11 protein-coding genes and 1 tRNA gene are annotated in these 18,071 nt (G+C 76.0%); 8 read left to right on the top strand and 4 right to left on the bottom strand.

Features of this window, described 5'->3' with window-relative positions:
• Positions 1-30 precede the first annotated feature (30 nt).
• Entirely contained in the window at positions 31-1,476 is a 1,446-nt protein-coding gene (locus tag ACZ7FF_RS01580) for an acyl-CoA synthetase (RefSeq protein WP_470808556.1), read from the top strand.
• On the top strand, positions 1,469-2,845 hold the full coding sequence (locus ACZ7FF_RS01575; RefSeq protein WP_470808554.1) for a carboxyl transferase domain-containing protein: 1,377 nt from the start codon (positions 1,469-1,471) through the stop codon (positions 2,843-2,845). Before ACZ7FF_RS01580 ends, ACZ7FF_RS01575 begins: the two co-directional genes overlap by 8 nt.
• A gap of 5 nt (positions 2,846-2,850) precedes the next feature.
• Here ACZ7FF_RS01575 and ACZ7FF_RS01570 read toward each other — a convergent pair whose 3' ends face one another.
• Positions 2,851-6,462 (bottom strand): S8 family serine peptidase, encoded by a 3,612-nt coding sequence (locus tag ACZ7FF_RS01570; RefSeq protein WP_470808552.1) that lies wholly within the window; start codon positions 6,460-6,462, stop codon positions 2,851-2,853.
• A gap of 229 nt (positions 6,463-6,691) precedes the next feature.
• Here ACZ7FF_RS01570 and ACZ7FF_RS01565 point away from each other — a divergent pair, with 229 nt between their 5' ends.
• The 5 genes from ACZ7FF_RS01565 (at position 6,692) to ACZ7FF_RS01545 (ending at position 14,324) form a co-directional block, all read left to right on the top strand.
• Positions 6,692-7,078, top strand: a complete 387-nt coding sequence (locus ACZ7FF_RS01565; RefSeq protein ID WP_470808550.1) for a CU044_2847 family protein — start codon at positions 6,692-6,694, stop codon at positions 7,076-7,078.
• Entirely contained in the window at positions 7,078-8,754 is a 1,677-nt protein-coding gene (locus tag ACZ7FF_RS01560) for a VMAP-C domain-containing protein (protein WP_470808548.1), read from the top strand. Before ACZ7FF_RS01565 ends, ACZ7FF_RS01560 begins: the two co-directional genes overlap by 1 nt.
• Positions 8,755-8,798: 44 nt before the next feature.
• Positions 8,799-9,833 (top strand): AAA family ATPase, encoded by a 1,035-nt coding sequence (locus tag ACZ7FF_RS01555; protein ID WP_470808547.1) that lies wholly within the window; start codon positions 8,799-8,801, stop codon positions 9,831-9,833.
• On the top strand, positions 9,823-13,125 hold the full coding sequence (locus ACZ7FF_RS01550; protein WP_470808545.1) for an SAV_2336 N-terminal domain-related protein: 3,303 nt from the start codon (positions 9,823-9,825) through the stop codon (positions 13,123-13,125). Before ACZ7FF_RS01555 ends, ACZ7FF_RS01550 begins: the two co-directional genes overlap by 11 nt.
• Before the next feature lie 161 nt (positions 13,126-13,286).
• Positions 13,287-14,324: a rod shape-determining protein gene (locus tag ACZ7FF_RS01545; protein WP_470808543.1), complete on the top strand. Its 1,038-nt coding sequence runs from the start codon at positions 13,287-13,289 to the stop codon at positions 14,322-14,324.
• A 21-nt stretch (positions 14,325-14,345) separates the two neighbouring features.
• On the opposite strand, the gene ACZ7FF_RS01540 is transcribed toward ACZ7FF_RS01545, so the two are convergent.
• Positions 14,346-15,305, bottom strand: a complete 960-nt coding sequence (locus ACZ7FF_RS01540) for an anti-sigma factor RsbA family regulatory protein (protein WP_470808541.1) — start codon at positions 15,303-15,305, stop codon at positions 14,346-14,348.
• A 208-nt stretch (positions 15,306-15,513) separates the two neighbouring features.
• Here ACZ7FF_RS01540 and ACZ7FF_RS01535 point away from each other — a divergent pair, with 208 nt between their 5' ends.
• Positions 15,514-16,194 carry an ANTAR domain-containing response regulator gene (locus ACZ7FF_RS01535; protein ID WP_470808539.1) on the top strand — a complete coding sequence of 227 codons (681 nt, stop codon included), beginning with the start codon at positions 15,514-15,516 and terminating at the stop codon, positions 16,192-16,194.
• A 270-nt stretch (positions 16,195-16,464) separates the two neighbouring features.
• Here ACZ7FF_RS01535 and ACZ7FF_RS01530 read toward each other — a convergent pair whose 3' ends face one another.
• Positions 16,465-17,715 carry a serine/threonine-protein kinase gene (locus tag ACZ7FF_RS01530; protein ID WP_470808538.1) on the bottom strand — a complete coding sequence of 417 codons (1,251 nt, stop codon included), beginning with the start codon at positions 17,713-17,715 and terminating at the stop codon, positions 16,465-16,467.
• A gap of 193 nt (positions 17,716-17,908) precedes the next feature.
• A tRNA-Ile gene (locus ACZ7FF_RS01525) sits at positions 17,909-17,985 on the bottom strand.
• Positions 17,986-18,071: the final 86 nt, after the last annotated feature.

Below are 18,071 nucleotides of genomic sequence, written 5' to 3'. Positions count from 1 at the left end.
GACGTCCCCGAGACCCGAGGAGTACGCCGCGTGTCCTGTCTCTTTCCCGCCCTGGTGAACGGTCCGCGCGAGCGGGTCGCCCTGCGGTTCGGCGAACGGTCGTTGACGTACGGCGCGCTGGCGGGGGCGGCGGGCGCGCTCGCCGACCGGCTGCGGGACCACCGCCGGGTCGCCGTGTGGGCCACGCCCGAGCTGGAGACCGCCGTCGCCGTCACGGCCACGCTGCTCGCCGGGGTCGCCGCGGTGCCGCTGAACCCGAAGTCGGGCGAGAAGGAGCTGGCGCACATCCTCGCCGACAGCGCACCGTCGCTGGTGCTCGCCGCGCCCGGCGCCCAACTGCCCGCCGTGCTCGGCGACCTGCCGCGGGCCGACGTCGACGCGTCCGCCGCCGGGAGCGCGCCCGAGGAGCGGGCCGCGGACGGCGATCCGGCGCTGATCGTCTACACGTCCGGCACCACCGGCCCGCCCAAGGGCGCGGTCATCCCGCGCCGGGCCCTGGCCACGACCCTGGACGCGCTCGCCGACGCCTGGCGGTGGACGGAGGCGGACGTGCTGGTGCACGGGCTGCCGCTGTTCCATGTGCACGGGCTGGTGCTCGGGACGCTCGGCCCGCTGCGGCGCGGCGGCTCGGTGCGGCACCTGGGGCGGTTCTCCACCGAGGGCGTGGCCCGGGAGCTGTCCGCCGGCGCGACCATGCTGTTCGGGGTGCCGACGATGTACCACCGCATCGCCGAGGCGCTGCCGGGCGACCCGGAGCTGGCGAAGGCGCTCGGCGGGGCCCGGCTGCTGGTCTCGGGCTCGGCCGCGCTGCCCGTCCACGACCACGAGCGGATCGCGGCGGCCACCGGACGCCGGGTGATCGAGCGGTACGGCATGACCGAGACGCTCATGAACACCAGCGTGCGCGCCGACGGCGAGGCCCGCGCCGGGACGGTCGGGGTGCCGCTGCCGGGTGTGGAGCTGCGGCTGGTGGAGGAGGACGGCACGCGGATCACCGCGTACGACGGGGAGACGGTCGGCGAGATCCAGGTGCGCGGCCCGAACCTGTTCACCGAGTACCTGAACCGGCCGGACGCGACGGCCGCCGCGTTCACCGAGGACGGCTGGTTCCGCACCGGGGACATGGCCGTGCGGGAGGCCGACGGGTACGTGCGGATCGTGGGCCGCAAGGCCACCGACCTGATCAAGAGCGGCGGTTACAAGATCGGGGCGGGTGAGATCGAGAACGCGCTGCTGGAGCACCCCGGGGTGAGCGAGGCCGCGGTCACCGGGGAGCCGGACGCGGACCTGGGCGAGCGGATCGTGGCGTGGATCGTCCCGGCGGACCCGCAGGCGCCGCCCGCCGCCGGGGAGCTGGCCGACCACGTGGCCCGGCGGCTCGCCCCGCACAAGCGTCCGCGGGTCGTCCGCTACCTGGAGGCGCTGCCCCGCAACGACATGGGGAAGATCATGAAGCGGGCGCTGGCCGATGCCTGAGCGGCACTCGGCGCGGCAGGTCCTGGCACTCGTCGCGGACGCCGGCAGCTTCGCCGAACTCCCCTCCCCCGGGCGGGAGTCGGCGCCGGACGGGCCACTGGGCTGGCATGGCTACGACGCCTCGCGCGCCCGTGCCGCCGGGCGCACCGGCGAGACGGAGTCGGTGGTCGCCGGCACCGCGACCGTGGACGGCACCCGGGCCGTGCTGATCGTCTTCGAGTTCGGCTTCCTCGGCGGCTCGCTGGGCGAGCGCACCGGGGACCGGCTGGAGGCGGCGTACGCACACGCCCGCGAACACCGGCTGCCGGTGGTGCCGTTGATCGCGACCGGGGGCAGCCGGATGCAGGAGGGCATGATCGCGCTGACCCAGCTGCAGCGCGTGGCACGGCAGTCGGCGCTCACCCGGGAGGCGGGGCTGGCACAGATCGCGGTCCTGCGGGACCCGACCACCGGCGGCGGCTGGGCCACGCTCGGCGCGGGCGCCGACGTGGTCCTGGCCCTGCCGGGCGCCCAGGTGGGCTTCGCCGGCTCCCGCGTCCGCCCGCCCGGCGCCGACCCCGCCGCCTACACCGCGGAGTCCCAGGTGGCGTCGGGAGCGGCGGACGCGGTGGTGCCCGCAGTGGAACTCAAGGGCGTGCTGGGCGAGTTCCTGCGGCTGCTGGCCGGCCCGCACTCCCCGGGGTGCGCCCCCGTGCCGGACGCGCTGGGCGACGGCGGGGCGTCCGGCACCGGGTGGGACGCCGTCCGGCGCGCCCGTGCCGCCGGACGTCCCCGGGCGGGGGAATACCTGGACGCCTACTTCACGCGCCGGGTGCGCATCGACGGTGACCGGTGCGGCGGCACCGACTCCGCGGGGATGCTGTGCGGCTTCGGGGAGCACGCCGGCCGTACCGTCGCGTACGCCGCACAGACCGGGACGGCGACCCGGCCCGCCGGGTACCGGACCGCGGCGCGGCTGATCCGGCTGGCGGACCGGCTCGGCATCCCGGTGCTGACCCTGGTGGACACCCCGGGGGCCGCGAACGACGCGGAGGCCGAGCGGGAGGGCGCCGGGGCGGCGATCGCGGAGGTCTTCGGGGCGATAGCCGCCGCCCGGGTGCCGGTCACCACCCTCGTCATCGGCGAGGGCGGCTCCGGCGGGGCCCTTGCACTGGCCGCGCCCGGCAACACCTGGGCCACGCCGGACAGTTACTTCTCGGTGATCGCGCCGGAGCTCGCGGCCGCGATCCTGAAGCGGCCGCCCCAGGAGGTCGAGGCGACCGCGGGCCAGCTGCGCATCCGGCCGCGGGACCTGGTGGAGCTGGGGGTGGTCCGGGGTGTCGTGGCCCCCGCGGGCCCGGCCGGTTCCACGCACCACCCCGGGCCCTAGCCAGGTCACTCCACGCCGGCCGCCCTGATGATCCGCTGGGTCACCGAGCCGCCGCGGTCGTCGTGGGCCGAGGCCCGCAGCGAGACGGACGCGGCGGTGCGCGGCACGGTGAGCGTGCCGTGCCAGGACGCTCCGGCACCGGCGGTGAGCCGGACCTGCCGCCAGGTCGCGCCCCCGTCGTACGACACGTCCAGCCGGCCCCCGCCGAGGGTGCCGGTGCCCGCGGCGCCCGCCACGTACTGGGCGCCGAGCGTGACCGGTGTGCGCCGGCCGCCGCGCGCGGTGCCGGTGAGGCCGGTGTCGATGCCGAAGGCGAGGTTGATCAGCGGCAGGGTGGTCCAGTGGTCCTCCGGGGTGGCCGCCGAGCGGAAGGTCCACTCGGTGTGCCCCTGGGTGCCGGGCCGCCACCGGGCCGGGTCGAGGGCGGTGTCGGTGACCACCTTGTAGGTGTGCTCGTCGGCGGGCGCGTCCCACACGTAGGCGGCGGAGCCGGTGCGCCGGTCGACGAGGGTGCCGTCCAGGTAGGCGGCGGTGGTCTGGGTCATGCCGCTCTCCCCGCTCCACACGTCGCCGAAGCCGGTGTGGTCGGGCCCGGAGTCGCCCCAGCCGGGGGTGTTCAGCTGGATCTCGTTCCCGGCGCGTTGCTGGCCCCAGCCGAGCCCGGTGCCGAGCCACGGGTGCCAGACCGGCCGGAACCAGTGCAGCGCGGGGTGCGTGCCGCCGGTGTAGCGCACCAGGCCGCTGCGCTCCTCCAGGGCGCCGTCGCGGGCCGTGACGGACTCGTGCCACAGCTGGCCGGGGCCGGTGGAGACGTAGTCGGTGCGCTCGGCGGGCAGGTCGACGCGTTCCTGGAAGCCGAGGCCCACGGGGAAGGCGCCGGTGAGCGAGTAGCGGAACTCGTCGCCGCTCATCGGCTGCGCGGCGTGGAACGTGACGTGCACGGCGGCGAGTTCACGGGGCGTGGGCGCGTAGGTGAGGTCCCGGTCCGGGATCGCGCCCCGGTGGCCCTCGGACAGGTCGTACACGTACGGCGAGTTGCGGGTGCCGGTCATGTCGACGCTCCTCGCCGCGCGCAGCCGGGCCGCGTCCGCCTGGTTCACCGTGGCGATCTGCAGGGGGCGGTCGGCGTCGTCGTCCGTGCCCCACCAGGCCATCAGCCGGCCGGGGGCGTCGTCGGTGACGAACAGCGCCCTGGCCCCCGCGTCCTGGGCGGCCTGGGCGAGCGCGGCGGGGTCGGCGCCGGCGTCGAGGCGGGCCAGCACGGCCTTGCCGGACACCGAGGCCATGGGGCCGTCCCCGACGTCGACGAGAGGCAGTCTCGTGCGGCCCTGGATCAGGGTGCCGCCCGCCTGGACGGTCGCCTCGCCGACGCCCCCGACCTCCAACTGGGGCTCGGCCAGCCGCCACACGGTGCGGTACTCGAAGGTGCCTCGGGTGACCTCCGGGGTGGGTGCGGCGAAGACGCTGTCGTAGGTGAGGGGCACCTGGACCGCGCCGAACAGGTCGGCGCCGCCCGCGTCGCGGTCGTACTCCATGAGGAGCTGGTGGGTCTCGGTGCGCCTTGCGACGCGTGCCCGCACCTCGCGCAACCGGCGTCCGTCCAGGGTCACTTCGCGGTCCCGGTCGAGGGTGACCTCGGGTGCGGAGAGGAAGCCGAGGCCGAGGGAGTCGGCGCCGTGGCTGCCGTGCACGTCGAGGAAGGAGGCCAGGGCGTAGGTGCCCGGTTTCAGGCGGAGCCTGAGAGTGCCGGAGCCGCCGACGTGGGCGGGCTGGGCGTCCTCGCCCGCGGCGAGCCGCTGCACGGTGAGGTCGGCGGCCGCGGGCGCGCCCGAGCGGTCCTTGACGTGCACGGTGAGCGTGTACCGCTCGTCCTCCTTGACCATCCCGAACACGGTGTGCGCGAGCGTGGTGCCGGACTCGTCCGCGGCGAGGATCTGGCCGCTGGTCTCGCCGACCGGTGCCTTGGAGCCGTCGCCGGTGACGGTGGTGGAGGCGGTGCCGTGGGCGGGGACGGTGAGTTCCTGGTCGGCGAGGGAGGCGACGCCGTCCGGGGCGCCCTGGACGGACAGCCTCAGCCGCACGTCGTGGTCGGACGAGTTGCCGTAGGTGAGGGTCCTGGTGACCGGCTTGTCGGCGTCGTAGGGCCAGCTGGAGAAGCCGAGGTCGGCGCTGCCGGTGGCGGTGACGGCGGCCTTGACGGCGTCCGGGACGCTGACGCGTCCGGCGCCCAGGGTGTAGGCGGAGGCGTCGAGCTGCCGGGAGGTGGACATCAGCGCGTCCTTCAGCCGCGCGCCGGTCCAGTCGGGGTGTTCCTCGGCGAGCAGCGCGGCCACCCCGGCGACGTGCGGGGTCGCCATGGAGGTGCCGCTCATGGAGGTGTAGTAGCCGCTGCCGGACACCAGCTGGGAGCGGGCGGCGAGGATGTCGACGCCGGGGGCGGCGAGGTCGGGCTTCAGGGCGTTGTCGCCGTAGCGGGGGCCCGCGCTGGTGAAGTAGGCCGCCTGGTCGGCGGAGTCGACCGCGCCGACGGTGAGGGCCGCGTCGGCGGCGCCGGGCGAGCCGATGGAGGACGGGGAGCCGGTGTTGCCGGCGGCGACGACGAAGAGCGCGCCGGTCTCCCGGGAGAGGGTGTCGACGGCCTGCGCCATCGGGTCGGTGCCGTCGCTCGGGTCGGTGGAGCCGAGGCTCATGGAGACGACACGGGCGTGCACGTCGCGTGCCGCCCACTCCATGCCGGCGATGATCTGGGACTCGCTGCCCGAGCCCTCGTCGCCGAGCACCTTGCCCACGGCGAGCGTCGCGTCCGGCGCGACCCCCTTCTCCCTGCCGTCGGAGGCGGCGCCGCTGCCGCCGACGGTGGAGGTGACATGGGTGCCGTGCCCGTTGCGGTCGGCGACGTCCTCGCCGTCGACGAAGCTCCTGGTCTCGCTCACCCGGCCCGTCAGGTCCGGGTGGCCCAGGTCGACGCCGGTGTCGAGGACGGCGACGGTGACGCCCTTGCCGGTCAGCCCGGCGTCCCAGGCGGCCTGCGTGCCGATCTGGGCGTTGCTCTCGGCCATGTCGGCCTTCACCCGGCCGTCGAGCCACACCTTGCCGATCCCGTCGCCGTGGGTGAACGACCGCCAGAAGGTGCGCCCCTTGCCGGCCTCCAGGGCGGCCCCGCGCAGGCTGGGCAGGCTCCGGGTCCGCTCGGTCCCGGCCGGGGTGGCGGCCCGGGCGCCCCTGCCGTAGGTCACGATGAGCGGCAGCGTGTCCGTGCTCGCGTCCGTGAGCCCCTGCCTGATCAGGCCGCTCACGTCGAACAGCCGCCGGTCCAGCGTGCCGGCCCGCAGATACGGCAGCGCCTCGTCGGGCACGACGGTCAGGTCGCCGTTGCTCGACCGCGTGCGCACCGCGCCGGTGGCGCCCGGGGGTCGCCGCACGGTGACCGTCCGCCTGCCGTGCCCGAGGCCGGTGACGGTCACCTCGTCCCCGGTGACGAGGGTGACGGTGGTGGCCGAACCGGAAGGGTGCGGGGCCTCGGCCGGGCGGGCCGCCACCGACCCGGCGGGCACCAGGGCCCCCACCAGTGCCGCCGCCAGCAGTGCCGTCCCGCTTCTGACTGGTCCTCTGGTCATCCACGCCTCTTCTCGTGTCGTGTCGAGCGTGTCGCGTGCTGCGTCGAGTGTCAGGTGGTATGTACGACAGGGCAGTTGACCGGACGTGGCGGGTTGGCGCAGTGGCGGGTTCTCGCCAACCTCGGCGGATGTCCCGCCACCCGCCGGCAGCGGTGTGACACCCGAAGCACCGTCCGTAACATGGGAGTTGGACACGAGTCGGGTGAACAAAGGGGGAACGGGCCTCACCATGGACGCTCTGGTGGAGTTCACGACGGAGGACGGCGCGCTGGTGGTGGTCGAGGGCGTGGCCACCAGATCCGGCACCCGGCTCGTCTCGCGCGGCGACGGACCCGCGCTCGCGGCGCGCACCTTCGAGGGAGCGCTGGAGAGCGTGCAGGCGGCGGCCTCCGCCGCGCTGCGGGTCTTCAGGGGCGGGAGCCTGCAACCCGACGCGGTGGAGATCGAGTTCGGCGTGCGGATGTCCGCGGAGGCCGGCGCCGTCATCGCGAAGGCCGCGGGCGAGGGCCATCTGGTCGTCAAGCTCAGCTGGGCCCCCAAGCCGCCGCCCGGGGACGCGGCCGACCGGGCCGTGCCGGGGCAGACCGTGCCGGACGCGGGGTCCGCCGGCCACTGATGAACAGCACCGCCTGGCATGCCCGGATCCACTGCGGCGACGAGGTGGGGGCCGGTTTCCTGGTCGCCGGCCGACGGGTGCTCACCTGCGCCCATGTCGTCAGCGGGAGCGACCGGGCGTCGGTGACCGTGGTCTTCCCGCACGCCAGGGACCTGGGCGAGTTGCCGGCGTCGGTCGTCGCCCACGGCGGCTGGGCGGGTGACGCGACCGACCCCGGGGACGTCGCCGTCCTCCAGCTGGACCACGACGTCCCGCTGGCCCCGGCCGACTTCGCGGCGCCCGACACCGCGTGCACCGAGCCGTACCCCAAACTGGTCGCCTACGGCTTCCCCGAGGGCTACGACGAGGGCACGCTCGCCGAGTACCAGGCGGTGTCGGGGCAGTTGATCGCCGACGAATGGCTGGAACTGGTCGCGTGGAACGGGCACGGGCAACCGCTCGTGGCCGGATTCAGCGGGGCCGCGGCGACCCTGCCGGACGGCAGGGTGGTCGGCATGGTCACCGCGACCTCGGGCACGCCGGAGGTGCGCAAGGGCCGGATGCTGCCGCTGGACGTGATGGCCCGGTACTGGCCCGAGCTGGGCGAGCTGGTGCCGACCCCCGGCCACCCGGGCGACGCCCTGCGGCGGATGTACGCACTGCTGCGGCGGGCCGCGGCGGACGGCCGGGAGTGCGATCCGAACCGGCTGTACGTGGACGCGGTGGGCGACTTCGGGCCGCCCCTGCCGCCGGGCGGCTTCCCCTCCCTGTGGGCGGCCGCCGCGTACGTGCAGTGGGAGGTCCCCGACCCGGGGGCGGTGGGCCGGTTCGCCGGCCGGCTGCGCGACCTGCTGGACGGGGGCCCGGCCCGGCCGCAGGCGCCCGCGGCCGCGCCCGCCTGGTCCCCGGTCGTCGTCGAGATCGACCACAGCGGCGCCGGACCCGACCAGGTGACCGTGGAGGTGTCCGCCTACCGCGACGGACGGCGCCGCCCGGTGGGCGCGCGCCGGCTGCCGCGCACCGGTGTGCGGGCCTACGTCCAGGGCCGCATTGACGAGGCCGTCGCCCATCTCGCCCCGGACGCCGACGAGCTGGTGACGTTCGTCCTGCCGCGCGAGTGGCTCAACGAGGCGGTGGCGCACTGGGAGTGCAGCGCGGACGACAGCACGCCCCTGGGGTGCGCCTATCCCCTGGTGGTGACCGACCGGGCGCGCCACCACAGCGGCCGGCTGCGCCACCAGCTGGGCAAGAAGTGGCAGCGGCTGGAGTCCGGACGGGGTGCCGAGGTGCACCGGGTCGAGTGCGGCACCCGGGAGCGGCCGCCGAGCCTGCGCAAGCGGCTGTGGGACGGCGAGGCCGGGCTGGCGGGATACGCCGCCCCGCCCGCGGCGGCACGGCAGTATTTCGAGGTCGGCCTCACCGTCCCCGTCCCGGTCCTGCTGTGGTCCCGGACCGGCTGCCCCGGCCCCGGGCACGAGGACCCGCCGTGCCCCGGCAGCACGTTCCTCGACCGGCTCACCGCCTCGGTGGCCGACGTGCCGCTCGCCGAACTCCCGCGCCACATCCTGTCGTTACGGCTGACCGCGGACGCCGACGACGAGCCGGACCTGCACTGGGCGAGGGACCTGCAGCTGCTCTGGGACGATCCACGCTGCTTCCCCGAGCCCGCCGCGAGCCTGCGCTCACCCGTCGACTGACCGACCGCACGACCGACCGCGCCCCCCACGGAGAAGAAGAGCCCATGCCCCTGTGGCCCGTCTACACCGGTACGAACGAGCCGCACGACGGCATCACCCGGCTGCCCCCGCCGCCGCCCTGGCGGGCCTTCGACGGCGGCCCGCTGCTCGACGCGCCGGACGCGGCCGCCGGCGTCCGCGCCGTCTCCCCGGACCGCATGCACCGCGCCGAGACCTACCAGGCCACCGAGCAGACGGTCCAGCTGGTCAACGCGGCCCTGTACCTGCGCCGTCCGCTGCTGGTCACCGGGCCGCCGGGCACGGGCAAGTCCTCACTGGTGTACGCCGTCGCCCGCGAGCTGCGGCTCGGCCCGGTCCTGCGCTGGAACATCACCAGCCGCAGCACCCTGCACGACGGCCTCTACCAGTACGATCCGCTGTCCCGGCTGTACGCGGCCCGGCAGCAGGCCGCCCGCCCGGACGGCGCGGGGGAGGCGGCCGACGAGTCGGGCATCGAGCACCACCTGCGCCTCGGCCCCCTCGGTACGGCCCTGCTGCCCTACCCCCGCCCGCGCGCCCTGCTCATCGACGAGATCGACAAGAGCGACCTGGACCTGCCCAACGACCTGCTGAACGTGCTGGAGGAGGGCCAGTACGAGATCCCCGAGCTGGTGCGCTCGTCCCGGCGCGCACCGGACGGCGTCGCCGAGGTGCTGGCCGACGGCACCGACGAGCGGGTCCCGGTGGCACGCGGCCGGATCCGCTGCCGCGCCTTCCCCTTCGTCGTCCTCACCAGCAACGGCGAGCGCGAGTTCCCGCCCGCTTTCCTGCGCCGCTGCGTCACGCTGCACCTGCGCCAGCCGGACGACCGGCACCTCGCCGAGATCGTCCGCGCCCACCTGGGCGAACCCGACGCGTACGCGCGGACCCTGATCGAGCGTTTCCTGTCCCGGACGGGCGTCGGCGACCTGGCCACCGACCAGCTCCTCAACGCGATCTACCTGGCCCGCTCCGTCGACCTGGACAGCGAGTCCCTCGACCGGCTGGCCGAGCAGCTGATGCCGTACCTGGGGCAGGCCGCGCAGTCCGATGCCTTCTGAACGCCCGGCCGCGCGGGACCCCCTGGTCCGCCTGGCCGACGTCCTGGCCGGGGCGGCCCGGGGAGCCCGTCCGACCCCGCTGGAGCTGGCGGAACTGCTGTGGCTCGCCCGGCAGATGAGCTCCGACGAGCCCGGTCCCGAACTCCCGGACCGGGAGACCCGGCCCGCACCCCCACCGCCCGCACCCCCACCGCACCCGGAACAGCCGCCGCCCGCGCCGCCCCGGGCCGGGGAGCGCGGACCGGAGCCCGACCCGGCTCCCGAGCCGCCCTCCCGCGTCCCCCTGCACCTGCCCTCCCGCGATCCCGCCCCGGCGGCGGCCGGGCCCCACACCACGCTGCTGGTCCCGGCGCCCCCGATGCTGCGCCATCCGCTCGCCCTCCAGCGCTCGCTGCGCCCGCTCAAGCGCCGCATCGACGCGCCCGTCGGCCACGAGCTGGACGAGCGGGCGACCGCCGACCGCATCGCCCGCCTCGGCGCGTCCCCCGAGTGGTGGCTGCCGGTGATGCGCCCCGCGCGCGAGCGCTGGCTGCGCCTGAACCTGGTGTACGACACCGGGCCCACGATGCCGGTCTGGCGCCCCCTGGTCCGCGAACTGCACACGGCACTCGCCCAGTCGGGCGCCTTCCGCACGGTCGCCCTGTACCGCGCCGGCGCCGACGGCGGTGTGCGCGGCGCCGACGCGCACGACCCCGCCGACGGCCGTACCGTCACCCTGCTGATCAGCGACTGCATGGGCCCGCAGTGGCGGCAGGGCCCCGCGGGCACCCGCTGGTACGCCACCCTGCACCGCTGGGCGCGCCGGATGCCCCTGGCCGTCGTACAGCCCCTTCCCGAGCACCTGTGGCGGGACACCGCCCTGCCCGTCACCCCCGGCAGGCTGTCGGCCCCGCACCCCGCGGCCCCCACGGCGACGCTCGCCTTCACCCCGTACGAGCGGCACGGGGAACAGGACGAGCACGAGGGGCACGAGCGGCTCGGCCGGGAGGATCCCGCCGTGACCGGCCGCGCGGTCCACCTGCCCGTGCTGGAGCCCGGGCCGCGCTGGCTGGCGCACTGGGCCGCGCTGCTCGCCGCCCCGGGCGGCACCGGGTTCCCGGCCGCCGTGGCCGAGTTGGGCCGCCCCCTGCCCGCGGACGCCGAGGACCGCACGGACGTCGGCCTGCTGTCCGCGCAGGAGCTGGTGCTGCGGTTCCGGGCGTCCGCCTCGCCCGAGGCGTTCCGGCTGGCCGGCCATCTCGCGCTGGGGCGGCCGGACCTGCCGGTGATGCGCCTGGTGCAGGCCGCCGTCGAGCCGGATCCCCGCCCCCGGCACCTGGCCGAGGTCATCCTCAGCGGCCTGCTCACCACCGTCCCGGACGGTCCTTCGGGCTCCTACGCCTTCCGGGACGGCGTGCGCGACCTGCTGCTGCTCGGCCTGCCCCGCACCGCCCGCAACCGCACCACCGAACTCCTGTCCCGCATGGGCGAGTTCATCGACCGCAGCGCGGGCCGGGCGCCGGGCGAGTTCCGGGCGTCGGTCCCCTGCGCGCAGGGCGCGGGCGACGGCGTGGAGGGCGAGCCGTTCGCCACGATCACCCCGGACAGCGCGCGCCTGCTGTCGACGGCCGCCACCGACCGCCCCGAGATCCACTTCGCGGCCGGCGAGCTGACCGGGAGGCCCGAGGCCCGCATCACGCTCGAGGCGACGGTGCACGAGATCCTCGCGCGCAGCTCGCTCGGCCCCCGCCAGTACCGGGTGGACGTCCGCCCGGACGGGTACCTCGTGCGCACCGAGCCCGGCGCCTACCTGCTGCCCCTGCTGGTCGCCGTCCTGCGCGAACTCTCGCACGCCCCGGCCCGCCCGGCCGGCCGGCCGCGGCTGCGGGTGACGTTCGGGCAGCCGCCCGTCCCGCCGCCCGTGGCGGCCGCGGCGGCCACGGTCGTCGTCCCGCCCGCGTTGTACGAGGCCTTCGCCGCCAGCTCCGCCGCGCCGGGCTCCCCGCGCTTCAGGCCGCTCTACGGCGACGACGCCCCGGACAGCCCCCCGGCCGCCTGGTACTGCCCGCTCGCGCCGGCCTCGCCGGAACCCGAACGCGACCTGGTCCAGGGCCCCTTCATCACCCACGACCTGCGCGAGCTGGGCATCCCCACCCCCGGCCGCACGGCCGTCGTGCACACCCGCCCCGAGGGCCCCCTCACGCTGCTCGACCCGATCCAGCCGTACGGCACGCGACCGCCGCGTACCGCGACGTACTACTCGGTCGACCTCACCCCGCAGCAGGCCCGCCGCACCGTGTCCCTGCCGAGTTCCGGCAAGGGCGCGTTCGCCGCCGCCGTGGAACTGTCCTGGCACGTCCACGATCCGGTCGCCTTCGTCCGCGGGGAGCGCACCGACGTTCCCGGGCTCCTGCTGGAGCACCTGCGCGGCGCGGCGGCCCGCATCACCCGCGGCCATCCGCTGCGCCGGGCGGGCGCGGCCCAGCGCGCGGTGAACGCGGGCGTGGACGGCTGGCCGGTGCCGGGCCTCACGGTGTCGTACACCGTGCGGCTGGTGCCGGAGGGGGCGCCCGCGCCGGAGCCGGAGCGGCCTGACCCGGGGCACCCCGGGCCGGCGGACCTGCTGGCCGGGGCCGAGCACGTGCTGATCGGCTTCGACGGCCCCCTCGCCCGTCTGTTCTCGTCGCACACGGCACGCGCGGCCGCCCTGGACCTGCTGTCCGTCGTGGTCGAGCAGCGCGATCCCGCCGACGCGCTCGCCGGACGGCCGCCGGGCGCCGTGAGCGCCGCAGGCCGGGAGGCGTTCGCGCATCCACTGGACCTGCTGCGCGCCTTCGCCCACGACCGGCTCGGCCCGCTGCTGCGGGCGCGCCTCGACGAACTGGAGCTGGAGGCCGTGCCCGACGCGCCCACCACGCACCGCTCCCCGGCGCTCGTCCGCGCCCTGCACCGCTCCGGACGCCGCGTCAGCGTGGTGACGGACGTCTCCAGCCGGGCCGTCCAGCGCTACCTGGAGCCCTATCACCTGCCCCTCGCGGGCGTCCACGGCCGCCGGGACGACCTCGCGCTGCTCACCCCCCATCCGGACTGCCTGCTGCGCGCCCTGCGCTCCCTGGGCGTGCTCGGCGCACCGGCGGGGACCGGCGTGCTGATCAGCTCCTCGGTCGCCGAACTCACCGCCGCGCAGGCGCTCGGACTCCGCTTCGTCGGCTACGCGCCCACCGACGCGGCGCGCAGGCGGCTGCGCGAGGGAGGCTGTGACCTCACCGTCCCCTCGCTCGAACCGCTGCTGGAGGCCGCCCGCGCGCTCTGACCCGGCGACACTCCGGGACGGCCCGGAAATACCCCCGTTCAGCGGCGCCCCGCCCGGCCCCCCTCAAAAGGCGACCGCCGCCGCGCCCCGCGCAGGATGCAGACAGAAGGCCAGCCAACCGGTCGGCCGCCCAAGGCCTGCGCCACTCGGGAGGATCTGCCGTGACCGTCAGTCTGGAGCACTTGCGCCGCTGCCATTTCGCCGTCGACCTGGGCGCGGCCCGTACCCGGGTGTACGTGAAGGGCACCGGTCTCGTCGTCGACCAGCCCTCGGTGGCGGCCGTGAACACCCGCACCGGCGCGCTCATCGCGGTCGGTGAGTTCGCGGAGAAGATGACGGGCCGGACGCCGGACTACATCAGGGTCGTACGGCCCATCTCCGGCGGCACGGTGGTCGACATCGAGATGGCGCAGCGCATGCTGCGGCATCTGCTGGGCGACAAGATGCGCCGTACGCTGCGCCGCAAGCCCCGGCTGCGCGCCGCCGCCTGCACCCCGCACGACGCCGATCCGCTGGCCCAGCGGGCGACGATCGAGACGCTGGTCGGACTGGGTGCGCGCCGGGTGGAGCTGGTGGACACGCTGATCGCGGCGGCGGTGGGGTGCGGGCTGCCGGTGGAGCGTCCCGAGGCCACCATGATCATGGTGTGCGGGGCGGCGGCCACGCAGGTCGCGGTGCTGTCGCTGGGCTCGATCGTGACCGCCGAGCGGATCCCGGTGGGCGGGGAGGCCGTGGACAACGCGATCGTGCAGCACCTGCGGCACGAGCACGAGCTGATGCTGCCCAGCCAGTCCGTACGCCCGCTGCAGCTGGCCCTGTCGGGCAACGGCCTCACCCCGCACGGCCCGGCCCAGACGGAGATCCACGGCCGGGACGTCGCCACCGGGCTCGCCCGCAGCGTGCGGGTCGACACCGCCGCCGTGCGGGACGCGATCCAGACCCCGCTGACGGCGGTCCTGGACGGCATCGGCAAGGTGCTGCGCGTGTGCCCGCCGGATCTGGTGGCCGACCTCGCGGACCGGGGCATCATCATGGTCGGCGGCTCCGCGCTGCTGCCCGGCTTCGACCAGATGGTGCGGCAGGCGACCGGGATGCCGGTGTACATCGCCGAGCGGCCCGACATCTGCGCGGCCCAGGGCTTGGGCGCGATGCTGGAGGGCCGGATCGAGCCGCTGGTCCTGAACCCGCTGGCCGCCTGAACCGCGCCCGGCCGCCGGGACTCACCCGGCGAGGTGGCACCGGATGGTGGTACCGTCCGGCCCGGTGTGCGTGCGCACCAGGTCGGCCACCAGGTTGACCAGCAGCAGGCCGCGGCCGCCGCGCCGGCCGCGAGCGGCGGGCCGGCGGCCGGCCAGCGGGTCGGTGAGCCTGCCCCGGTCGCGGACCTCGCACAGCACCTGGCCGTCCTGCTCCCACACCGCGCACGTGCCCGTGCCGCCGCCGTGGACCACGCTGTTGGTGGTCAGCTCGGCGGTGACCAGCGCCAGGTTGTCCAGTGCGTCGCCCCCCAGGCCCAGCCCGGCGCCGTGCTCGGTGACCCGGTGCCGGACGGCGGTCAGGGAGTCCTCGTCGAAGGCGAGGACGAGCGCGTCCGGACCGGTGCCGGGCGCCGGCGGCTCGTTGTAGCGGGCGACGACGCCCTCGGGGTCGTAGGCCGGGCTGGGACGTGCGGCGCCGGTGCCCTCCGGGATGACGACGGGGTGGGTGGCGTGGGCGTCGGCGAGCGCCCGGTCGTCCAGCCGGGCGGTGTCGTAGGGGCACAGCACGGTGATCCCGCGGCCCCGGAACGCCGTGTTGATCAGCGCCTCGTGCTGCGCGCAGGCCGCGTACTCGGCGGGGCCCCGGCCGGCCCAGACCGACTCGCCGATGATCCGCACGCGGCGGCCGGGCGGCTGCGCGTCGGCGAAGGGGCGCAGGACGCCGGGGATGATCCGGCCGGGGTTGCGCCCGGCCTCCCGCATGTCCACGAAGCGCACGCCGTCGCCGTCGGCGCCCAGCTCACCCCTGATCAGCCGCAGGTTCTCGCCGGGCACGGCGACCGCGACCGGCTCACCCGCCGCCAGGGCGGCACGGACGAAGGGGACGGTGCCGGCCAGGTACTGCCGCGTGTCGCCGTAGAACAGCGCGGGATGCACGAAGGGCTCGGCGGGGGGCTCGACGGGCCCGGCCGTCGTGGTCATGACGTCGCACCTCGATTCCCTGGACACCGGTCCCGGCAGCGATCCTGTCCGCCCGCCCGGCGGTTTCCGGCTCCTCCCACCGAGTCCCCCCGTCGCACGGGAGAACGCGTGGCCGGTTCGTGCCGTTCTCGGCCCTACGGGGTGTAGGTCCCCTGTGCCCAGGGCAGGCGATGCGCGTGACACCCCATGGATCTGGCAGGGGGGAGACATGACCTCAGCGGGATGCGGAGCGCGCGGGGGGCTCAGGCTGGACGCCCTGGTCGTCGACGGCCGCACGGAGGGCGAGCGCGCCCTCCTCACGGCGCACGGCGAGCTGGTCCACGGCTGTACGGACACCCTCGCGGGGACCCTGGCGGCCCTTCCGGACCAGGTCACCGCGGTGGAGCTGGACCTGTCCGAGGTGTCCTTCATGGACACGACCGGTCTGACGTTCCTGGACCTGCTGTCCGAGTACGGCCGCCGCTACGGCGTAGATGTCACGACCACGGGATGGCGGGGCCAGCCGCGCCGGGTCCTGGAGCTGGCGGGTCTCGACACCACCGACCCGCTGCGCAGCGCGCTGCCCGCCGACTCCCCCGTCCGCACCGCCTCCGCGGTGGCCCGGGAGCGCGCCGAGCAGCTGGAGGTGCTGCACCTGGAGATAGAGCAGCTGCGGCACGCGCTCGACTCGCGCCCCGTGATCGACCAGGCCCGGGGTGTCCTGATGGCCGCCCACGGCTGCACCGCGGACCGGGCGTGGGAGGTGCTGCGGGAGGCGTCGCAGCGGTCCAACACCAAGCTGCGCCAGGTCGCCGCGGCGGTCACGGCCAGCGCGGAGCCGGAGGGCCCGCCCCCGCCCGAGCCGCTGCGGACGGCGCTGCGCGAGGCGGTGGCCCGGCACGCCGGCTGACCGCCGGGCCGGTGGAGGTCAGTACGGCAGGATGCGCCCCGAGGGCGTCCTGCGGTCGATCTCCTGCCCACGCGGCGCGGCGGGCCGCCGGTTGACACGTACCCGGATCCGACGGTCCATGACGCCTCCTTCTGCCGATGCCGCCCGGCGGTGCACACCGGTAGGTGGTGCGTGCCCAGCGAACGGCACGTTCAAGCACCGGCGGCCTCAAGTCGTCGTGCTTTCTCGGCGGTTGGCGCGGCGGCCCGGCGAACTCCGGGAGCCGCCCCGCTACCGGGCCTGATACCGGTGGAGGACCGGGTCGAGCCGCGCCAGCCAGGCGTCGAGCCGGGCCGCCCGGCGGGCGTTCAGCTCGCACGGGTACACGCCGCCGTCCCACAGCCGCACCGTCACGGTGAGGCGGCTGCCGCGCCGGACGCGCTCGACCCGGGCGATCTCGGCCCACTCGAAGTCGGCGGCGGCGCCCGCGACTTCGAGCACGACCCCGGCGGCGTTCACCACGACCCGGGCCTCGCCGTCGGCGAGCACGGCCTCGGGGCTGCCGTACGGGAGCGGCGGCCCGAACCCCTGGGGCACCTGCTGCGGGGGCGGCGCCAGGTGGGCCGGAGTGTGGCGCGGGGGTGCCGCCGGGGGCAGCGCGGGCGGCGGGGGCGCGGTGACCGTCGGGGTGTACGACGGCTGCGGCGGGGCCTGTTGGGGCACCGCGGGGGATGCCGGCCGCGGTGTCTGCGGCGGTGTCCGCTGGGGTATCGCCCCGGTGAGCCGGTCCAGCAGCTCGCCGGGCGTCGGCCGGTCGGCGGGGTCCTTCGCCAGGCAGGCCGACACCAGTCCGGCGAGTCCGGCGGGCACGGCGGCCAGGTCGGGCGGTTCGTGGACGGAGCGGTACATCAGCCCCATGGGCGTGCCCTCGCCCCACGCGCTGCCGCCCGCCGCGGCGACCAGGACGGCACCGAGGGCGAACACGTCGGTGGCTCCGGTCACGTCGTCGCCCAGGGCCTGTTCGGGGGCGAGGAAGCCCGGGGTGCCGAAGGCGGTGCCGGTGGCGGTGAGCCGGGTGGACTCCACCGCCCGGGCGATCCCGAAGTCGAGGACCCGCGGCCCGTCGGCGGCCATGATGATGTTGCCGGGCTTGAGGTCGCGGTGCACCAGTCCGCAGGAGTGGATGGACTCCAGGGCCTCGGCGAGCGCGGCGGCCAGCGCCCGCAGCCCCGGCTCGTCCATGGCGCCCTCGGCGGCGAGCCGCTCCGCGAGGGTGGGGCCGGGGATGTAGGCGGTCGCCAGCCACGGCGGATCGCCGTCGACGTCGGCGTCCACCACCGGCGCCGTGTGGAATCCGCCGACCGCCCGGGCCGCCTCGACCTCGCTGCGGAACCGCTCCCGGAACACCGGATCGCCCGCCAGCTCCGCCCTGGCGACCTTCAGCGCGACCGCCCGGCCGCCCCGCGTCCGCCCCAGGAAGACGGTGCCCATCCCGCCCTCCCCGAGCCTGCGCTCGACGAGGTATCCCCCAATGCGTTCCATGGGGCCAGTATGGCGGCCCGCCGATCATGTCCGCTCCGGACGGGCGCGCCGCCCGCTGCACCGTACGGGGCCTCGTACGCCCGGCCGATGCCCGGATCTTGCTCCGGGAGGAGTACCGAAGGCCGCCACGCTGGCGTGGCGGCCTTCCTTGTCGCGGGCCCGCAGGTAGAAACGCTTCTGCACCTGCGAGGGCTGGTGGGGCGGGTGGGACTCGAACCCACGGCCGACGGATTATGAGTCCGCTGCTCTAACCGGCTGAGCTACCGCCCCATAGCGGCGTGTCGCGTACATGTGTGCGCGCCGTCTGCCGCAGCATAGCCGCTCATACGATCTCCTGCTTCGGATGGTCGGCCACG

It is taken from the genome of Streptomyces sp. NPDC037126, from assembly GCF_055605965.1.
Note: the sequence above shows the minus strand (reverse complement) of the source record. Positions and strands in the feature narration are given on the sequence as shown.

Coding starts and splice junctions, on each gene's coding strand:
- ACZ7FF_RS01570 (WP_470808552.1), bottom strand. CDS start 6,462: ATGACCAGAGGACCAGTCAGAAGCGGGACGGCACTGCTGGCGGCGGCA.
- ACZ7FF_RS01565 (WP_470808550.1), top strand. CDS start 6,692: ATGGACGCTCTGGTGGAGTTCACGACGGAGGACGGCGCGCTGGTGGTG.
- ACZ7FF_RS01530 (WP_470808538.1), bottom strand. CDS start 17,715: ATGGAACGCATTGGGGGATACCTCGTCGAGCGCAGGCTCGGGGAGGGC.
- ACZ7FF_RS01535 (WP_470808539.1), top strand. CDS start 15,514: ATGACCTCAGCGGGATGCGGAGCGCGCGGGGGGCTCAGGCTGGACGCC.
- ACZ7FF_RS01575 (WP_470808554.1), top strand. CDS start 1,469: ATGCCTGAGCGGCACTCGGCGCGGCAGGTCCTGGCACTCGTCGCGGAC.
- ACZ7FF_RS01540 (WP_470808541.1), bottom strand. CDS start 15,305: ATGACCACGACGGCCGGGCCCGTCGAGCCCCCCGCCGAGCCCTTCGTG.
- ACZ7FF_RS01550 (WP_470808545.1), top strand. CDS start 9,823: ATGCCTTCTGAACGCCCGGCCGCGCGGGACCCCCTGGTCCGCCTGGCC.
- ACZ7FF_RS01560 (WP_470808548.1), top strand. CDS start 7,078: ATGAACAGCACCGCCTGGCATGCCCGGATCCACTGCGGCGACGAGGTG.
- ACZ7FF_RS01555 (WP_470808547.1), top strand. CDS start 8,799: ATGCCCCTGTGGCCCGTCTACACCGGTACGAACGAGCCGCACGACGGC.